The organism is Streptomyces sp. NPDC020965 (assembly GCF_044333555.1).
Taxonomy (GTDB): Bacteria; Actinomycetota; Actinomycetes; order Streptomycetales; family Streptomycetaceae; genus Streptomyces.
Genome location: NZ_JBIRRE010000001.1, coordinates 297,346 through 314,391 on the forward strand (window position 1 = coordinate 297,346; position 17,046 = coordinate 314,391).

At 72.3% G+C, this 17,046-nt stretch carries 18 protein-coding genes; 5 read left to right on the plus strand and 13 right to left on the minus strand.

Translation table 11 applies throughout. The annotated features are described in order from the left end of the window. Positions 1-4 precede the first annotated feature (4 nt). Positions 5-448 (minus strand): phosphoribosyl-AMP cyclohydrolase, encoded by a 444-nt coding sequence (hisI, locus tag ACH4S7_RS01300; protein ID WP_398518969.1) that lies wholly within the window; start codon positions 446-448, stop codon positions 5-7. Between the two features lie 85 nt (positions 449-533). Here hisI and ACH4S7_RS01305 point away from each other — a divergent pair, with 85 nt between their 5' ends. Next, complete coding sequence (locus ACH4S7_RS01305) at positions 534-1,172, plus strand: TIGR03085 family metal-binding protein (protein WP_398518970.1); 639 nt, start codon at positions 534-536, stop codon at positions 1,170-1,172. Positions 1,173-1,433: 261 nt separating this feature from the next. Here the strand turns inward: ACH4S7_RS01305 and ACH4S7_RS01310 are convergent, their stop codons facing one another. From ACH4S7_RS01310 to hisD, 8 genes are all read right to left on the minus strand, one after another. Continuing rightward, complete coding sequence (locus ACH4S7_RS01310; RefSeq protein ID WP_398518971.1) at positions 1,434-2,639, minus strand: cytochrome P450; 1,206 nt, start codon at positions 2,637-2,639, stop codon at positions 1,434-1,436. A 137-nt stretch (positions 2,640-2,776) separates the two neighbouring features. Then, complete coding sequence (gene hisF / locus ACH4S7_RS01315; protein WP_398518972.1) at positions 2,777-3,532, minus strand: imidazole glycerol phosphate synthase subunit HisF; 756 nt, start codon at positions 3,530-3,532, stop codon at positions 2,777-2,779. A gap of 58 nt (positions 3,533-3,590) precedes the next feature. After that, positions 3,591-4,316, minus strand: a complete 726-nt coding sequence (gene priA / locus ACH4S7_RS01320) for a bifunctional 1-(5-phosphoribosyl)-5-((5-phosphoribosylamino)methylideneamino)imidazole-4-carboxamide isomerase/phosphoribosylanthranilate isomerase PriA (protein ID WP_398518973.1) — start codon at positions 4,314-4,316, stop codon at positions 3,591-3,593. Then, positions 4,313-4,957, minus strand: a complete 645-nt coding sequence (gene hisH, locus ACH4S7_RS01325) for an imidazole glycerol phosphate synthase subunit HisH (RefSeq protein WP_398518974.1) — start codon at positions 4,955-4,957, stop codon at positions 4,313-4,315. Before hisH ends, priA begins: the two co-directional genes overlap by 4 nt. Then, the gene (locus tag ACH4S7_RS01330) at positions 4,954-5,118 is read right to left on the minus strand and encodes a hypothetical protein (RefSeq protein ID WP_398518975.1); all 165 of its coding nucleotides are present in this window, start codon (positions 5,116-5,118) and stop codon (positions 4,954-4,956) included. The genes hisH and ACH4S7_RS01330 overlap by 4 nt, the downstream gene beginning before the upstream one ends. Then, complete coding sequence (gene hisB / locus ACH4S7_RS01335) at positions 5,115-5,708, minus strand: imidazoleglycerol-phosphate dehydratase HisB (protein WP_398518976.1); 594 nt, start codon at positions 5,706-5,708, stop codon at positions 5,115-5,117. The genes ACH4S7_RS01330 and hisB overlap by 4 nt, the downstream gene beginning before the upstream one ends. Continuing rightward, positions 5,705-6,820, minus strand: coding sequence for a histidinol-phosphate transaminase (locus ACH4S7_RS01340; protein WP_398518977.1), 1,116 nt, complete (start codon positions 6,818-6,820; stop codon positions 5,705-5,707). The genes hisB and ACH4S7_RS01340 overlap by 4 nt, the downstream gene beginning before the upstream one ends. Next, on the minus strand, positions 6,799-8,130 hold the full coding sequence (gene hisD / locus ACH4S7_RS01345) for a histidinol dehydrogenase (RefSeq protein WP_398518978.1): 1,332 nt from the start codon (positions 8,128-8,130) through the stop codon (positions 6,799-6,801). The genes ACH4S7_RS01340 and hisD overlap by 22 nt, the downstream gene beginning before the upstream one ends. A gap of 251 nt (positions 8,131-8,381) precedes the next feature. Between hisD and ACH4S7_RS01350 the strand changes: the two genes are divergently transcribed. The 4 genes from ACH4S7_RS01350 (at position 8,382) to ybaK (ending at position 12,643) form a co-directional block, all read left to right on the plus strand. Then, on the plus strand, positions 8,382-9,926 hold the full coding sequence (locus tag ACH4S7_RS01350; RefSeq protein WP_398519988.1) for an oxidoreductase: 1,545 nt from the start codon (positions 8,382-8,384) through the stop codon (positions 9,924-9,926). Between the two features lie 419 nt (positions 9,927-10,345). Next, entirely contained in the window at positions 10,346-11,377 is a 1,032-nt protein-coding gene (locus ACH4S7_RS01355; RefSeq protein ID WP_398518979.1) for a hypothetical protein, read from the plus strand. Positions 11,378-11,388: 11 nt separating this feature from the next. Next, positions 11,389-12,129 carry an LON peptidase substrate-binding domain-containing protein gene (locus ACH4S7_RS01360; RefSeq protein WP_398518980.1) on the plus strand — a complete coding sequence of 247 codons (741 nt, stop codon included), beginning with the start codon at positions 11,389-11,391 and terminating at the stop codon, positions 12,127-12,129. Positions 12,130-12,148: 19 nt separating this feature from the next. Next, positions 12,149-12,643, plus strand: coding sequence for a Cys-tRNA(Pro) deacylase (gene ybaK / locus ACH4S7_RS01365; RefSeq protein WP_398518981.1), 495 nt, complete (start codon positions 12,149-12,151; stop codon positions 12,641-12,643). Between the two features lie 447 nt (positions 12,644-13,090). Here the strand turns inward: ybaK and ACH4S7_RS01370 are convergent, their stop codons facing one another. The 4 genes from ACH4S7_RS01370 to ACH4S7_RS01385 are packed head-to-tail and all read right to left on the minus strand — an operon-like array spanning position 13,091 to position 16,841. Beyond that, positions 13,091-13,726 (minus strand): DUF2567 domain-containing protein, encoded by a 636-nt coding sequence (locus ACH4S7_RS01370; RefSeq protein WP_398518982.1) that lies wholly within the window; start codon positions 13,724-13,726, stop codon positions 13,091-13,093. Between the two features lie 34 nt (positions 13,727-13,760). Beyond that, complete coding sequence (locus tag ACH4S7_RS01375; RefSeq protein ID WP_398518983.1) at positions 13,761-14,588, minus strand: ABC transporter permease; 828 nt, start codon at positions 14,586-14,588, stop codon at positions 13,761-13,763. Beyond that, the gene (locus tag ACH4S7_RS01380; protein WP_398519989.1) at positions 14,585-15,559 is read right to left on the minus strand and encodes an ABC transporter ATP-binding protein; all 975 of its coding nucleotides are present in this window, start codon (positions 15,557-15,559) and stop codon (positions 14,585-14,587) included. Before ACH4S7_RS01380 ends, ACH4S7_RS01375 begins: the two co-directional genes overlap by 4 nt. A 37-nt stretch (positions 15,560-15,596) precedes the next feature. Further along, a complete protein-coding gene (locus tag ACH4S7_RS01385; protein ID WP_398518984.1) occupies positions 15,597-16,841 on the minus strand; it encodes an NYN domain-containing protein in 1,245 nt (414 codons plus the stop codon). Positions 16,842-17,046: the final 205 nt, after the last annotated feature.

Below are 17,046 nucleotides of genomic sequence, written 5' to 3' on the forward strand. Positions count from 1 at the left end.
GACCCTACTCGGCCGGGTCCTGTCCGGGCGCGAGAGGGAGCACGTCGGCGTCGAAGCAGGTGCGGTCCCCGGTGTGGCAGGCGGCGCCGATCTGGTCGACCTTGACGAGGACGGTGTCGCCGTCGCAGTCCAGGGCGACCGACTTGACCCACTGGACATGGCCGGAGGTGTCGCCCTTGACCCAGTACTCCTGGCGGCTGCGGGACCAGTAGGTGCAGCGGCCGGTGGTGAGGGTGCGGTGCAGGGCCTCGTCGTCCATCCAGCCGAGCATCAGCACCTCGCCGGTGTCGTACTGCTGGGCGATGGCGGGGAAGAGTCCATCGGCGTCGCGCTTGAGGCGGGCGGCGATGGCCGGCTCCAGGCCGGGCCGGGCCGGGGCCTCGGTGCCGTCGGATGGCGCGGGCCGGTCGGCGGGATCGCGGGGGCCGGCGGGGGAACTGCTGGTCATGACGTCCATTGTGCCGCGCTCCGGAGGCATGGCGGACGGAGCGTCCACTGGGCGGACCCGGCGTGGCGGCCGTACCCTGGCCACCATGTCCCAACATGCGAAGCGTGAACGGCTTCTGCTCGCCGATCTGTTGGAAGCGGTGGGCCCCGACGCCCCGACCCTGTGCACCGGCTGGACGGCCCGCGATCTCGCCGCCCATGTGGTGGTGCGGGAGCGGCGGCCCGACGCGGCGGGCGGCATCCTGATCGGCGCGCTGCGAAACCGGCTGGAACGGGTGCAGGCGGAGTTCGCGGCGAAACCGTACGAGGAGCTGATCCAGCTCATCCGCACCGGTCCGCCCAGGATGTCCCCGCTCGGGATCAAGCAGCTCGACGAGGCTTCGAACACGGTCGAGTTCTATGTCCACACGGAGGACGTGCGCCGGGCGCAGCCGGACTGGACCCCGCGCCCGCTGGACCGGGTCTTCGAGGACGCGCTCTGGGCCCGGCTGGAGAAGGCGGCCCGGGTACTGGGGCGCAAATCGCCGGTGGGGCTGGTGCTGCGCCGCCCGGACGGACAGACGGTGGTGGCCCACCGGGGCGCCCCCGTGGTGACGGTGACGGGTGACCCCGCTGAGGTGATGATGTTCATCTTCGGCCGCCAGGACGTGGCCCAGGTGGAGCTGGAGGGCGACAAGGAGGCGGTGTCGCGGGTGCGGGAGGCCAAGCTCGGCATCTCGTCGTAGTCGGTGCGGGAGTCCGGGCTCGGATCTCGCCGTGATCGATACGGGAGGCCGGGCTCGGCATCTCGCCGTGATCGACGCGAGGGCCATCTCTTCGTGATCGGTACGGGCCGGGACTCGTGATCGGGTACGGGCCGGGACTCGTGATCGGGTACGGGCCGGGACTCGTGATCGGTGCGGGCCCCGGGAGCCAGGGCGCTCGGCGGTACGGGCCCCCCGGCCGGCGCGGGCGGGGGCCCCGGCCCCCGGCCCGTACCGCTGTCGTCACCAGCGCACCGGCAGCTCCCGCACCCCCCTGATCAGCATCCCCGGCAGCCACGACAGCTCCGTCTCGGCCGCGTCCAGCGCCAGCTCCGGACAGCGCTCCAGCAGTGCGCGGACGGCGATCCGGCCCTCCAGCCGGGCCAGCGGGGCGCCCAGGCAGTAGTGCAGACCGTGGCCGAAGGCGATGTGCCCCCGGGCGTCCCGGCGGATGTCGAACCGGTCCGGCCGCTGGAAGCGCTCCGGATCGCGGTCCGCGTCCGCCATCGCGATCAGGACGGTGGAGCCGGCCGGGATCGTCACCCCGCCCATCTCCACGTCCTCCAGGACGAGCCGGGCCGTGCCGGTCTCCACCGGGCCGTCGTAGCGGAGCATCTCCTCGATGGCCCCGTCCAGCAGCCCGGGGTCGGCGCGCAGGCCGGCGAGCTGGTCCGGGTGGGCGAAGAGGGCGCGCAGCCCGTTCCCGATCAGATTGACGGTGGTCTCGTGTCCGGCGACGAGCAGCAGGAGGGACATCCCGACCAGCTCATCGGCGGAGAGCTGGTCACCGCCGTCATCGACGGCGTGGATCATGCCGCTGAGCAGGTCATCGGCGGGTCGCGACCGTTTGGCGGCGATCAGCTCGGCCAGATAGCCGGTGGCCGCGGTGAACGCGGCGCCCTGGGCCTCCGGGGTGGTGCGGGCCACCACCTCGTTGGACCAGCCGCGGAAGGCGTCCCGGTCCAGCTCGGGCACGCCGAGCAGTTCGCAGATGACGGTCATGGGCAGCGGGAAGGCGAAGGCCGTGATCAGATCGGCCCGCCGCTCCGGACCCGCCAGCATCGCGTCCAGCAGATCGTCGGTGATCCGCCTGACGCGCGGCGCCAGCGCCTCGATCCGGCGCGGGGTGAACTCGCGGGCCACCAGCCGGCGCAGCCGGGTGTGGTCGGGCGGGTCGGCGATCAGCATATGGGCGAAGCCGGAGGTGGCCTCACCGGTGTTCATGATCAGGCCGGGTTCGCCGTGGCGTAACCAGTCGCGGCTCAGCCGGGGGTCGGTGAAGGCGGTACGGCACGCCTCGTACCCGACGACGAGCCACATCTCCTGGCCGTCGGCGCCACGCACCCGATGGACGGGTCCGCGCGCGCGGAGCCTGGCGTAGACGGGGTAGGGGTCGCGGACGAAGTCCGGGCTGAGTTCGAGCAGATCGACGACGGGCCGGGTCGGCATGCGGTTACCCCCTGGGTGTGGGTGGAACCGCAAGCCAACCCGGCCACGTGCCGATCGGACACCGGTTTTCGGATGTATGTCCGTGATACGGGTGTCCGAGTGCCGAGATGGCGGGATGTCGTCGGCGGGCGGGGTGCTCAGCGCACCGGGTGCCCGGACTCCCGCAGCGCGTCCTTCACCTGGGAGATCCGCAGATCGCCGAAGTGGAACACCGAGGCCGCGAGGACCGCGTCCGCGCCCGCCTCGATGGCCGGGGGGAAGTCGGCCAGCCGACCGGCGCCACCGCTCGCGATCACGGGGACGGTCACCCGCTTCCGTACCGCCGCAATCATCTCGGTGTCGTAGCCGTCCTTGGTGCCGTCGGCGTCCATCGAGTTGAGCAGGATCTCTCCCGCGCCCAGCTCGGCGGCCCGGTGCGCCCACTCCACGGCGTCGATCCCGGTCCCCCGACGGCCGCCGTGCGTGGTGACCTCGAAGGAGCCGGTCGCGGTGCGGCGGGCGTCGACCGACAGCACCAGCACCTGGCGGCCGAAGCGCTCGGCGATCTCCCGGATCAGCTCCGGGCGCTCGATCGCCGCCGTGTTGACCCCGACCTTGTCGGCGCCCGCGCGGAGCAGTTTGTCCACGTCGTCGGTGGAGCGGACGCCGCCGCCGACGGTGAGCGGGATGAAGACCTGCTCGGCGGTGCGGCGGACCACGTCGTACGTGGTCTCACGGTTGCCGGACGACGCGGTGATGTCGAGGAAGGTCAGCTCGTCGGCGCCCTCGGCGTCGTACAGCTTCGCCATCTCCACCGGGTCGCCCGCGTCCCGCAGGTTCTGGAAGTTGACGCCCTTGACGACCCGGCCGTTGTCGACGTCCAGACAGGGGATGACTCGGACGGCCAGGGTCACCGGGACCCACCCCGCTCCACCGCGGCCCGGCCCGGGACGCGGCTCATGCCGACCCGACTCATGCCGACACCACGGCCAGCGCCTCCTCCAGCGTGAACGCCTTCGCGTAGAGCGCCTTGCCGACGATCGCGCCCTCGACGCCCTCGGGGACCAGCGCCGAGATGGCGCGCAGATCATCCAGCGAGGAGACGCCGCCGGAGGCGACGACGGGCTTGTCGGTGGCGGCGCAGACGTTCTTCAGCAGCTCCAGGTTGGGGCCCTGGAGGGTGCCGTCCTTGGCGATGTCGGTGACGACGTAGCGGGCGCAGCCCTCGGCGTCGAGGCGGGCCAGGGTCTCGTAGAGGTCGCCGCCGTCCCGGGTCCAGCCGCGCCCGCGCAGCGTGGTGCCGCGCACATCGAGACCGACCGCGATCTGGTCGCCGTGCTCGGCGATGACCTTGGCGACCCACTCGGGGGTCTCCAGCGCGGCGGTCCCCAGGTTGACCCGGGTGCAGCCGGTGGCGAGGGCGGCGGCCAGCGAGGCGTCGTCGCGGATACCGCCGGACAGCTCCACCTTGATGTCCATCGCGCGGGCGACCTCGGCGATCAGCTCCCGGTTGTCGCCGGTGCCGAACGCCGCGTCCAGGTCGACCAGGTGCAGCCACTCGGCGCCCGAGCGCTGCCACGCGAGGGCGGCGTCGAGGGGGGAGCCGTACGAGGTCTCCGTACCGGACTCGCCGTGCACGAGACGGACGGCCTGGCCGTCGCGGACATCGACGGCGGGAAGGAGTTCGAGCTTGGTCACAGTGTTCCGATCCAGTTGGTCAGCAGCTGGGCGCCGGCGTCGCCGGACTTCTCGGGGTGGAACTGCGTCGCCCAGAGCGCGCTGTTCTCCACGGCGGCGACGAAGCGCTCGCCGTGGGTGGCCCAGGTGACCTGGGGAGCGCGGATGGCGGCGTTGGTGATCTCCAGCTCCCAGTCATGGGCGGCGTAGGAGTGCACGAAGTAGAAGCGGGAGTCGGGGTCGACCCCGGCGAAGAGCCGGCTGTCGGCGGGGGCGTCGACGGTGTTCCAGCCCATGTGGGGGACGACCGGCGCCTTCAGCGGGCCGACGGTACCGGGCCACTCGTCCAGGCCCTCGGTCTCCACGCCGTGCTCGATGCCGCGGGCGAACAGGATCTGCATACCGACGCAGATGCCGAGCACCGGGCGGCCGCCGGAGAGCCTGCGGTCGATGATCCACTCGCCGCGGACCTTGCGGAGGCCCTCCATGCAGGCGGAGTAGGCGCCGACGCCGGGGACGAGGAGTCCATCGGCGTTCATGGCGGTGTCGAAGTCGCGGGTTATCTCGACGTCGGCGCCGACGCGGGCGAGTGCCCGCTCGGCGGAGCGGACGTTGCCGAAGCCGTAGTCGAGGACGACGACCTTCTTGGACGGCGTGCTCATGACCACACGTCCAATCGGAGTACGCCCGCGATCAGACACATCGAGGCTCCCAGGGCGAGCAGCACGATCACACCGCGGGGCTGCTCCTGCTTGACGAAGGAGTAGGCGCCGCCGAGCAGGAAGAGCCCGACCACGATCAGGATGGTGGCGAGGCCGGTCACAGGGCGCCCTTCGTGGAGGGGAGGATGCCGGCGGCCCGCGGGTCGCGCTCGGCGGCGTAGCGGAGCGCGCGGGCGAGCGCCTTGAACTGGCACTCGACGACGTGGTGCGCGTTGCGCCCGTACGGGACGTGGATGTGCAGGGCGATCTGGGCCTGCGCGACGAAGGACTCGAAGATGTGCCGGGTCATTGTCGTGTCGTAGGCGCCGATCATCGGCGCCATGTTCGCCGGCTCGGTGTGCACCAGGTACGGGCGGCCGGAGAGGTCCACGGTGACCTGGGCGAGCGATTCGTCCAGGGGGACCGTGCAGTTGCCGAAGCGGTAGATCCCGACCTTGTCGCCGAGCGCCTGCTTGAAGGCGGCACCGAGCGCGAGGGCGGTGTCCTCGATGGTGTGGTGGGTGTCGATGTGGAGGTCGCCCTCGGTCTTGACCGTGAGGTCGAAGAGGCCGTGGCGGCCGAGCTGGTCGAGCATGTGGTCGTAGAAACCGACCCCGGTCGACACATCGACCTTTCCGGTGCCGTCGAGATCGATCTCGACGACGACGGATGTCTCCTTCGTGGTCCTTTCGACCCGTCCTACGCGGCTCATGCGCTCTGCTCCTTCTTCAACTCACGGACCGCGTCGAGGAACGCGTCGTTTTCGGCGGGGGTGCCGGCGGTGACCCGCAGCCAGCCCGGTACGCCGTTGTCCCGGACCAGGACACCCCGGTCGAGGATGCGCTGCCAGGCGTCGTGCGCACGGGGGAAGCGGCCGAACTGCACGAAGTTGGCGTCCGAGTCCGTCACCTCGAACCCGATCGCCCGCAATTCGGTGACCAGGCGGTCCCGCTCGGTCTTGAGCTCTTCGACGTACCCGAGCAGGGTATCGGTGTGCTCCAGCGCGGCGAGCGCGGTGGCCTGGGTGACGGCGGAGAGGTGATACGGCAGCCGGACGAGCTGGACGGCGTCGACCACGGCGGGGTCGGCGGCGAGATAGCCGAGGCGCAGTCCGGCGGCGCCGAACGCCTTGGACATCGTGCGCGAGACCACCAGATTCGGGCGGCCCTCGATCAGTGACAGCAGCGAGGGGCGGTGGCTGAACTCCACATACGCCTCGTCCACCACGACCAGGGACGGCCTGGCCCGCTGGGCCGCCTCGTACAGCGCGAGCACGGTCCCGGCGTCGACGGCGGTACCGGTGGGGTTGTTGGGCGAGGTGATGAAGACGACGTCGGGCCGGTTCTCGGCGATGGCCCGCTCGGCCGCGGGCAGGTCGATGGTGAAGTCCTCGCCGCGCGGACCGGAGATCCACCCGGTGCCGGTGCCCCGGGAGATCAGTGCGTGCATCGAGTACGACGGCTCGAAGCCGATGGCGGTCCTGCCGGGGCCGCCGAAGGTCTGCAGCAGTTGCTGGATGACTTCGTTGGAGCCGTTGGCCGCCCAGACGTTCGCCGTCGTCACGGGGTGCCCGGTGGTACGGGTCAGATAGCGGGCCAGCTCGGTGCGCAGCTCGATCGCGTCCCGGTCGGGGTAGCGGTTGAGCCCGCGCGCGGCCTCCCGCACCCGCTCGGCGATCCGCTCGACCAGCGGTTCCGGCAGCGGATAGGGGTTCTCGTTGGTGTTGAGCTGTACGGGGACCTGGAGCTGGGGGGCGCCGTACGGGGACTTGCCGCGCAGCTCCTCGCGGATGGGCAGCTCGCTCACGGGGTCGGCACCTTCCATCCGAACCGGGCCTTCAGGGCGGCGCCGTGCGCGGGCAGGTCCTCGGCCTCGGCGAGCGTGACGACGTGGTGGGTGACGTCGGCGAGGGCGTCCCGGGTGTAGTCCACCAGGTGGATGCCGCGCAGGAAGGACTGGACGGAGAGGCCCGACGAGTGGCAGGCGCAGCCGCCGGTGGGCAGGACGTGGTTGGAGCCCGCGCAGTAGTCGCCGAGGGAGACCGGCGACCAGGGGCCGATGAAGATCGCTCCGGCGTTGCGGACCCGGTCGGCGACGGCGGCGGCATCGGCGGTCTGGATCTCCAGGTGCTCCGCGCCGTAGGCGTCGACCACCCGCAGCCCGGCCTCGACGTCGTCGACCAGGACGATCGCCGACTGCTTCCCGGTGAGCGCGGGCAGGATCCGGTCCTCGACGTGCCGGGTGGCCGCGAGCTGCGGCGCCAGCTCCTTCTCGACCGCGTCGGCCAGCTCCGGCGAGTCGGTGACCAGCACGGCGGCTGCCATCGGGTCGTGCTCGGCCTGGCTGATCAGGTCGGCGGCGACGTGCACCGGGTCGGCGGTGGCGTCGGCGAGCACGGCGATCTCGGTCGGTCCGGCCTCGGTGTCGATGCCGATCCGGCCGGTGAAGTAGCGCTTGGCGGCGGCGACCCAGATGTTGCCGGGGCCGGTGACCATATTGGCGGGCGGGCAGCCGTCGGGGCCCGAGGTGCCGTAGGCGAACATCGCGACGGCCTGGGCGCCCCCGACCGCGTACACCTCGTCCACGCCGAGGAGGGCGCAGGCGGCGAGGATGGTGGGGTGCGGCAGGCCGCCGAACTCCTTCTGCGGCGGTGACGCCAGCGCGATGGACTCGACACCCGCCTCCTGCGCCGGGACCACATTCATGATCACGGAGGAGGGGTAGACGGACCGGCCACCGGGCGCGTAGAGCCCGACCCGCTGGACGGGGACCCACTTCTCGGTGACGGTGCCGCCGGGGACGACCTGGGTGGTGTGCCGGTCACGGCGCTGGGCGCGGTGGACGATCCTGGCGCGCCGGGCGGACTCCTCCAGGGCCGCCCGTACCCCGGGATCGAGCTGTTCGAGCGCCTCGGCGAGCGCGGCGGCGGGTACGCGCACCCGCTCCAGCGTGACCCCGTCGAACCTCTCCGCGTATTCGATGAGCGCCGCGGTGCCACGATGATGCACGTCCTCGCAGATGGGCCGCACCTTCTCCAGGGCGGCTTCCACGTCGAACTCGGCACGGGGCAGCAGGTCGCGCAGGGCGGCACCCTCGGGGAGGGTGTCACCGCGCAGATCGATTCGGGAGATCACAGCACCAATTCTCGCAGACCCGTTTGGGCTGCCGTCTCCCGTATCACTGGCTGATACACACCCCGGGACACCCACGGGTCTCCGATGACCACTAGCGTTCATGCCGTCACTCAGCGAGAAAGAACTGCTGTACGACGGTCCGCCGCGGTGGGTCCGCTGTACGAGGACGTACGAGGAACAGGAGGGGGCGGCCCGTGACCGACCCGCTGGACGACGGGCCTCCCGGCGGGCTGAGCCCGACCGAGCAGCGCATGTGGAATGCGTTCCGGAACGGCAGTACGTATGACCTCAGCGATCCCGACCCCCTGCTGAACGATCCTTTCTCGCCACGCCCCTGGGGGCCCGAGCGGCGGGTCCGCGCCTCGGTCGTGGCCCGGCTGCTGCTGAGCGGCCCGGCGCCGCGCCCCGGGCGGGTCGCGGCGCTCAAGCTGCGCGGGGTGCAGATCACCGGGACGCTCAAGCTCGCCGGTGGCAGTGTGGCGCCCTATGTGGAGCTGAGCGGCTGTCGCTTCGACAGTGAGGTGTGGCTGCCGGAGGCCCATTTCACGACCGTACGGATGATCGGGTGCGCGATTCCCCGGCTGGAGGCGGCCCGGCTGCGCACCGAGGGCGATCTGCATCTGCCGCGCTGCCGGGTGGAGCACGGCATCCGGCTCACCGACGCACAGATCGGCACCGACCTGCTGATCAACCAGATCCATGTCCGGCCGGACCGCCGGGGGCGGGCGATCACCGCGGACGGTCTCTCGGTCGCGCAGGACCTCCAGGCGGAGCTGATCGAGACCTACGGGGAGTTCAGCCTGCGCGGGGCGAAGGTCGGGGTCTCGCTCAGTCTGCGCGGCAGCCGGCTGCGGGCCGCCGCCGAGCGCCGGGCGCTCAACGCCCCCCAGCTCACCGTGGAGCGGACCCTCTATATGACCGGCGCCTGGGTGAGCGAGGCCACCGGCGACCAGGGCGCGACGCCTCCGTTCGGCGTCGGACCCGGCGCGCCGGCTCGGCCCGCGACCCGGCTCAAGCCGTTCGAGTGCCACGGCGGGGTGCGGCTGGACGACGGCAGGTTCGGGGACGCGGTGGACCTGCACCGGGCGCGATTCGTGCTCAGCCCCAGCGAGGAACTGTCGCTGCGCCGGATCGTCACCCCCGAGCTGCGGTTCAACGCGCAGCGCCCGGAGGAGGGGCGGGTGGTGCTCAACGGCGCGAAGGTGGTGACCCTGGTCGACCTGGCGGCGAGCTGGCCGGGGCCCGGGGGCCTGGCGATGGGCGGGTTCGTGTACGAGAACCTGGTGCCGTACGCGGAGTTCCCGCTCAGCCGCCGGTTGGAGTGGGTGGCGTCGGCGACCCCCGAGTACTCCCCCGAGCCGTACGAGCGGCTGGCGACCGTGCTCCGCAACAGCGGCGAGGACGCGGACGCCCGTGAGGTGCTGCTGGCCAAACAGCGCCGGCGCCGCGAGACGCTGCCGATGGCGGCGAAGTTGTGGGGCTTCCTCCAGGACTGGACGGTGGCGTACGGCTACCGGCCGGGACGGGCGGCACTGTGGATGGCGGTGCTGTGGGCGGCGGGCGCGCTGGCCTTCTCCCGGGTCGATCCGTCGCCGATCAAGGCGGACGAGCATCCGCCCTGGAACGCGGCGCTCTACTCGTTGGACCTGCTGATTCCGGTGATCAACCTCGGCCAGGACGGCTACTGGCGGCTGGAGGGGCACTGGCAGTGGGTGGGGGCGGTGCTGGTGATGCTGGGGTGGATCCTGGCAACGACGGTGGCGGCGGGGGCGACGCGGCTGCTCAGCCGGGGGTGATCCGCGGCGGCGGCCCGGGCGTCTCGGTCGCCGGGCGGCGGCGGCCTCGGTCCCGGTCCCGGTCCCGGTCCCGATCCCGGTCCCGGTCCCGGTCACCAGGGTGGGGGGAGTCGCGGTCGCCCGGACGGGACGGATTGGGTCGGGCTCGCATCGGGGCGGGCGAGACGGATCGGGTCGGGGTCTCATCGGGGCGGGCGAGACGGATCGGGTCGGGGTCTCATCGGGGCGGTCGGGACGGGACAGGACGGGCTCGCATCGGGTCCGGGGGCGTGCTGGCGGGAACCACTGAGACCCCGGTGACCCCTGCGCCGTATCCGACTGGTTTCTTTGCAGTCTCTTGGCTTACGCCAGGACAACCATTACGCCGCCACGAAAGCTTCACAGCCGTTCTCTGGCGCGGCCCCCACCTGCGTTTTTCAATGGTCCGCACCATGTCATTGCTTCGAGCGCTGCAGCGCACCGCGCGCATGATCCGCCATACGCCGCGGCTCTCCGACGGACTGCCGCCCGACGACACGGTCCTGCTCGACGCTCCCGACGCGCAGATCGCCCCGGCACTCGTGGCGGCGGCGCTCGGCGATCACGAACCGGCCGCCAAGCTCCTGGAGACCACCCGCGGGGAGGGCGAATGGGAGAACCGCGACCGGTATGTGATGCGGCTCGCGACCTTCGCGTACGCCCGGGACGGCTGGCTGACCTCATGGCTCGCGGCCACACCGCGCGATCCGGACGCACTGCTCATCAAGGCGGAACTGGCCGTCCGCAGGGCCTGGGACTCACCGGCGCGCGCCGAACGGCTGCGGGAGATCGGCCCACTGATCGACGCGGCGGCCCAGGGGGCGCCGGGCGACCCGGTGCCCTGGCGGATCGCCCTGGACCACGCGCGCGGCACCCACGCCTCCCACACCACCTTCGAGGCCCTCTGGGAGCAGGCCGTGCGCCGCTCGTCCCACCACTACGGCTGCCATGTGGCCGCGCTGCGCTATCTGTCGGCGCAGTGGTACGGCTCCCACCGCGAGTGCTTCGACTTCGCGGAGCAGGCGGCGGCCGACGCGCTGCCCGGCTCACTCGTCCAGGCACTGCCGGTACGGGCGGCGTTCGCCCGGCTGGAGAGCGGGGACCTCGACTCCCTCTCCTCCGTGCTCGGGGACCGCATCGACGCGGCGGCCGATCTGGCGACGGCGCTCTCGGCGGGCTATCCGCCAGGGGACCCCTGGCCGGCCGAGGTCCGCAATCTGACGGCGTACGTCCTGGTGGGCCGGGGGCGGTGGGAGGCTGCGCTGGAAGAGTTCCGGCAGATCGGACCGTGTGCGACCTCCTTCCCGTGGAACCACTTCTCCGACGATCCGCTCGGCCAGTTCCTGAACGTACGGGACGGAGTACGGCTCCAGGTGGCCTCGATGACACCGCTGCGGACCCGGGCAGACCGAAGCGGGCCGCCCGACCATTAGGCTTGTCCGTCGTGACCACCGCACGTCTACCGCTCTTTCCGCTGAACTCGGTGCTGTTCCCGGGCCTCGTCCTGCCGCTGAACGTTTTCGAGGAGCGCTACCGCGCTGTCATGAGGGAGCTGCTGAAGACCGACGAGTCCGAGCAGCGCCGCTTCGCCGTGGTCGCCATCCGCGACGGCCGCGAGGTGGCGCCCACCGCACCGGGGATGCCGGAGGGGCCCGCACCGCGGGACCGCGGCCCGGCCGCGGGCTTCGGCGACGACCCGATCAAGGTGTTCCACCCGGTGGGGTGCGTCGCGGACGCGGCCACCATCCGGGAGCGGGAGGACGGCGGCTTCGAAGTCCTCGCGACCGGGACGACCCGGGTCAGACTGCTCTCCGTCGACGCGAGCGGGCCGTTTCTGACGGCCGAGCTGGAGGAGATCCCGGAGGAGTCAGGGGAGGGCGCGGAAGTGCTGGCCGAAGGTGTCCTACGGGCGTTCCGCGCCTACCAGAAGAGGCTGGCGGGAGCGCGCGAGCGGTCGCTGGCGTCGGGGACGGAACTGCCCGACGAACCGTCGGTGGTCTCCTATCTGGTCGCGGCGGCCGCGATGTTGGACACCCCCACCAAGCAGCGGCTGCTGGAGGCGGGGACCACGGCCGCACGGCTCCAGGAAGAACTGCGGCTGCTCCGCTCCGAAACGGCGGTGATCCGGCATCTGCCGTCGCTGCCGGCGATCAATCTGACGACGGGGCCGACCAACCCCAACTGAGCACTCGGGAGCCTGCGAAGTGGCGAAGAAGGCCAGAAAGCCGGGCGGTACCCCGGCGACGGTGGCGCTGACCGCGGCGGGCACGGAGTTCACCGTGCACGCGTACGAGCACGATCCGGAGTCGGCGTCGTACGGCGAGGAGGCGGCCGAGGCGCTCGGGGTGTCCCCGGACCGGGTCTTCAAGACGCTGGTCGCGGACGTGGACGGAGAGCTGACGGTCGCGGTGGTGCCGGTGGCGGGCCGACTCGACCTGAAGGCGCTGGCGACCGCCGTGGGCGGCAAGCGGGCGGCGATGGCGGACCCGGCCGCGGCGGAGCGGACCACCGGCTACGTCCGGGGCGGCATCTCTCCGCTGGGCCAGCGCAAGCGGCTGCGCACGGTGCTGGACGACTCGGCGGCGGCGCACCCGACGATCTGTGTGTCGGCGGGGCGGCGGGGGCTGGAGGTCGAGCTGTCGCCGTCGGACCTGGCCGCGCTCACTTCGGCGGTGCTGGCGCCGATCGGCCGCGGCTAGGGTCTTTCGTTCGGATCAGGCTGGATCAGTGAGCGGGGTCTGGTGCCTGGGGCCTCCCCAGGCTCCGTGGGGCTTCTCGCCCTCTCTCGCCCTCTCTCGTCGGAGCCGGTCGCATCCGGTGCGGGAGCCGGTCGCTCGGATCGGTGGTGTCCAGGGGGTCGACGGGGGCGCGTTCCTCGACTACGACCGTAGGACTGACTCCCGAGGAGGCGAGGACATGTCCAAACGCACCCGTAAACGGAAGTGGCGCACCCGCAAGGCCAACCACGGTCGCCGTCCGGCGTAGTCCCGCCCCCCGGCTCGTGAGGACCGGGCCACTCCCGCACCGGCGGGGGGCCCGGTTCCCGAGGTCGCCGGGCCACCGGCGGGGGGCCCGGTTCCCGACGTCGCCGGCGCTCCGGGACACCGCCCGTACGAGCCGGGGGCGGGCGGGGAGCGGGCCGGGGGCTACTGCTCGGCCGGGCCCCACTGCGGGGGCGGCGGCGGCAACTCCGGCTCCGGGTCCCTCGGCGCCAGCAGCGCCGTCAGGATCAGTTGGACCAGCATCGCCGCCACCGGCCAGGCGAGCAGCGCGCCCTTCGCGTTCAGCTTCAGCGGCGCGTCGAAGGTGACGCCCTCACCCACCGCACGGGCGTGCGCGACCACATCGTCCGTGGGCCCGAACCACACCCCGACACCCCACGCCAGCAGCGACGCCAGCACACCGCCGAGCGCCAGGGCGAACACCAGCACGATGCCCCCGCGGCGGCGGAACAGGAACACGCCGATCGCGCTCAGCGCACCGAGGCCGAGGGCGAGCAGGGCGAACGTCCCGTCCGCGCCGACCGCGGCCTCGCCCTCCGAATTCTTCAGGAAGACGGCCTTACCGTCGGAGATCAGCGGCACCCTCGGGGCCAGCCACAGCCACAGCAGCCCCAGCGCGATACCGGCCAGGGTCACGGCCGCCACCACGACGATCCCGTCCCGCAGGTCCTGCCGCGGCCCCGGGCCGTCCGGGTCTTCCCCTCCGGGGCCCTCGTACGTCGGCGGGGCCTGCCAGGGGTTGTCGTTCGGCGGTGGCGGCGGAGTCAGCGGTGCGGTCACACCGCCATCGTGCCAGGCGTGCGCCCCCGGCGCCTCACCGGACCGCCGCCCGCCGATACGCCCAGGTCGCGACCGTCAGCGAAACGACGCCGACCACCGCGCAGACCGCGAGATCGAATCCGACCGACGCCCAGTCGGGATGCGCGTCGAAGGTCCTGGCCAGCGCCTCGACGCCATAGGTCGACGGCAGCAGATCACGCGCGTACGAGATCGGCTCCGGCAGCCTGGCGGCCGGCAGCACACCCAGCAGCAGCGCCGCCGACATGCCCAACTGTCCGAGCAGGGTGGCGAGTTCCTGACGGGGTGCGAGCAGTCCGAGCGCCGCGCCGAGACCGGCGAGCGCCGCCCCCGAGAGCGGGATCACGGCCACCAACACCCAGAGATGGGTCATCGGCAGCGAGAAGAGCACACTGCCCGTGACCGCCGTGACGACGGTGCCGGGCACGGTGAAGGAGGCGTACGCGCCGGCCGCCCCCAGCACCACGGCCGCGGGTGGCACCGGCAGCGTCGCGTAGTGGTCGAGGCCGCCGCTCGCCCGTAGCTGCCCGAAGTACTGCGCGAGCAGATTGAGCGCGACGAAGGCGACCACCAGGACGGAGGAGCCCGCGACGACGGCCCGCGCCTCGGCACCGCCGTCGACGACCCCCCGCATCAGGACCATGATCCCGACGGATTGGAAGGTCGCCACGAAGAGCAGTGGGATCCGGGCGACCCGGGCCCGCGACAGCTGTGCGGTGTAGACCGCGCCGAGCGCGGGCAGCAGCCGCGCCCGGGGCGCCAGCGGCGCGGCGACCGCGGGTGCCACGTCCTTCCCCCGGATGTGTGTCTGCCCGGACACCGCCTCCATGGGCACGATACTCACGCCTTGACCAGCCCCTTCGTCGCGTTCCCCCCGAGCGCCAAGTACACGTCCTCCAGGCTGGGCGTCGCCAGCGAGAAGTCGTCGAGCGCCGCGAACGCCGCGCCGCCAGTCACTGCGGCGACGGCCGCCCGCGCCTCGTCCGGCGCGAGTCTGAGCACCCAGCGGCGGCCGAACTCCTGCGCGGATCCGCGGAGCGCGGCCACCTCGGGCACATCGAGCGGCGCCCGTTCGCGCCACACCAATTCCACTCGTACCTCGCCGGCGACCCGTTCCTTCAGCCCACTGGGAGTGTCGCAGGCGATGACCCGACCCCGCTCCAGCACGGCGACCCGGTCGAGAACGGTCTCGGCCTCGATGACATTGTGCGTGACCAGGACGACGGTCGTGCCGTGCAGGGCCCGACGCCGGTCGACCGCGGCCCACACCGCGCGGCGCGCGACGGGGTCCATTCCGGTGGTGGGCTCGTCCAGGACGAGCAGCGGGCGCTCGCCGACCAGGGTGGTGGCGAAACAGGCCAGCCGTCGCTGTCCCCCGGAGAGCTTCTTCAGCGGGCGTCCGGCCAGTTCGGTCAGGCCCAGCTCCGCCAGGACGGTGTCGCGCTCGGCGCGCGCGTCCCGGATGGAGAGTCCGCGCAGCCGCCCGGTGGTCTCGGCGGCGAGCGACACGGTCAGTTCGTCGAGCGCGGTGGACTCCTGACCGAGATAGCCGATGAGCCGCGCGGCGCGCTCCGGATGGCGTACGAGATCGTGGCCGAGCACCTCGACACTGCCCGAGTCGGGGCGCATCAGACCGGTCAGTTGGCGCACGAGCGTGGACTTGCCCGCGCCGTTGGGGCCGAGCAGGCCGAAGATCTCGCCGCCCTGGACCTCCAGGCTGATTCCGTCCGTCGCCCGCACTTCAGGGGTCGCCGGCACGCCCCGGCGGGCGCGCGCGGCGGGATACGTTTTGACCAGCCGCCGCACCACGCACACCGTACTCACGAGGCACGAGCCTACGGGGTCCCGCGCACTACTCCCCGGCCGGGGCGTGTTCCGCCGCCGCCCGTACATCGATCTCGCGCCAGAATCCGGCCCTGATCGCATAGCGGTCGTGCTCGTCGATCTGGTCGTCCTTGTGGGCGAGCAGTCCGAAGCGGGCGGCGTAGCGGAGGAGTTCCCCGTCGATGCGGTGCGGGACCCGGGGGTACATGGTGGAGAGTTTCTGGACATGACCGGTCTCCGGGAGCCGTTCCATCCAGCGCCGGGCGAAGACCTGGCCGACTTCGAACGGGTCGCCGCCGACCGTGGTGATGTCCTCCTCGCGGTCGGCCCAACGCTGCTCGGCGCTGGTGAGCTGGGCCAGGGTGGGCAGTGACGCCGTCTCCGACGGCTCCCCGAGCGCTCCGGCGCCGGGCCGCTCGACCCAACCCTTGTCGGAGGACCAGCGCAGGGTGGCGCTGGCGGGGTGGTGCGGTACGTGGGGGCCGGGGGCGCGCAGGCTGGCCAGATCCTTCGGGGTGGGCACTCCCTTGACGATGGCGGGCGCCGGACCGGGGTCGCCGTGGCCGTTCTCGGCGGCCGGGGGCCGGGAGCCGTTGCGCGCGCTCTCACCTGCCGACGCCTGGGACGCGGCGAGCGCCGACTCCGGCAGCGGCGCGGAGAGGATGGCCGCGATCTCGGGGCGGGGCACCGGCGGCGGAGCACAGATACCGGCCAGGTCCTTGGCCCGTACGGCGCCGGTGATCCAGGCCCGGTCGAGGACCCGGCGCTCGTCGGCCTCGGCGACCAGGTCCTCGGACTGGTTGTAGTCGCCGTCGGCGGCCTGCACCGCCCAGAGGTGGACGGCGACGCCGTGCTCCTTGGCGGACATCAGACCGGGCAGCAGATCCCCGTCCCCGGTCACCAGCACCACATCCGAGCAGGCGCGGTTTCTGGCCAGTTCGGTCAGCTCGGCGTGCATGGCCGCGTCGACGCCCTTCTGGGCCCAACGACCGTCGCTGCGGGTCAGGGCGCCGAGCCGGACCGTCACCCGGGGCATCACCCGCAGCCGACGGTGCTCCGGCTGCGGCACCCGGTCGGGTGCGCCGTCGAACCAGTAGATACGGAGTAGTGGGCGCTCCGTATCGGCCTCCGCGAGTTCGCGCAGGCCCTGGATGAGGGCGGCGTGGTCGACGGTGATCCGGGAACGCGCCGGCTCCCCGGCGAGCAGGCTCGCAGCGGCGCCGAGCAGATAGCCGGCGTCCACCAGCACAACGCAGCGGTCCACGCGTTCCACCCTCTTTCGGGTACTTCGACGTCTGGGTAAGTGGTCTGGGTGTGGGGGGGGTGAGCGAGCTGGGGAATCGGGACAGACGGAAGATCTTCGACGATCGGGACAGGCTACGGCCTTCCGGCCGGGAGCTGCCGGACCGGGGATTGTTCCGGGTTTCCCTGGAGTCTGCCCGACCTCGTGGGGGTTAACGGCCGGAACTCGATCATCG

Bases quoted from the DNA above. Each gene is read 5' to 3' on its own strand.
- hisH (WP_398518974.1), bottom strand. From the start codon at position 4,957: ATGAGCACGCCGTCCAAGAAGGTCGTCGTCCTCGACTACGGCTTCGGC.
- hisB (WP_398518976.1), bottom strand. From the start codon at position 5,708: ATGAGCCGCGTAGGACGGGTCGAAAGGACCACGAAGGAGACATCCGTC.
- ACH4S7_RS01310 (WP_398518971.1), bottom strand. From the start codon at position 2,639: ATGCCGACCCGGCCCGTCGTCGATCTGCTCGAACTCAGCCCGGACTTC.
- ACH4S7_RS01355 (WP_398518979.1), top strand. From the start codon at position 10,346: ATGGTCCGCACCATGTCATTGCTTCGAGCGCTGCAGCGCACCGCGCGC.
- ACH4S7_RS01305 (WP_398518970.1), top strand. From the start codon at position 534: ATGTCCCAACATGCGAAGCGTGAACGGCTTCTGCTCGCCGATCTGTTG.
- ACH4S7_RS01340 (WP_398518977.1), bottom strand. From the start codon at position 6,820: ATGGAAGGTGCCGACCCCGTGAGCGAGCTGCCCATCCGCGAGGAGCTG.
- hisI (WP_398518969.1), bottom strand. From the start codon at position 448: ATGACCAGCAGTTCCCCCGCCGGCCCCCGCGATCCCGCCGACCGGCCC.
- ACH4S7_RS01350 (WP_398519988.1), top strand. From the start codon at position 8,382: ATGTGGAATGCGTTCCGGAACGGCAGTACGTATGACCTCAGCGATCCC.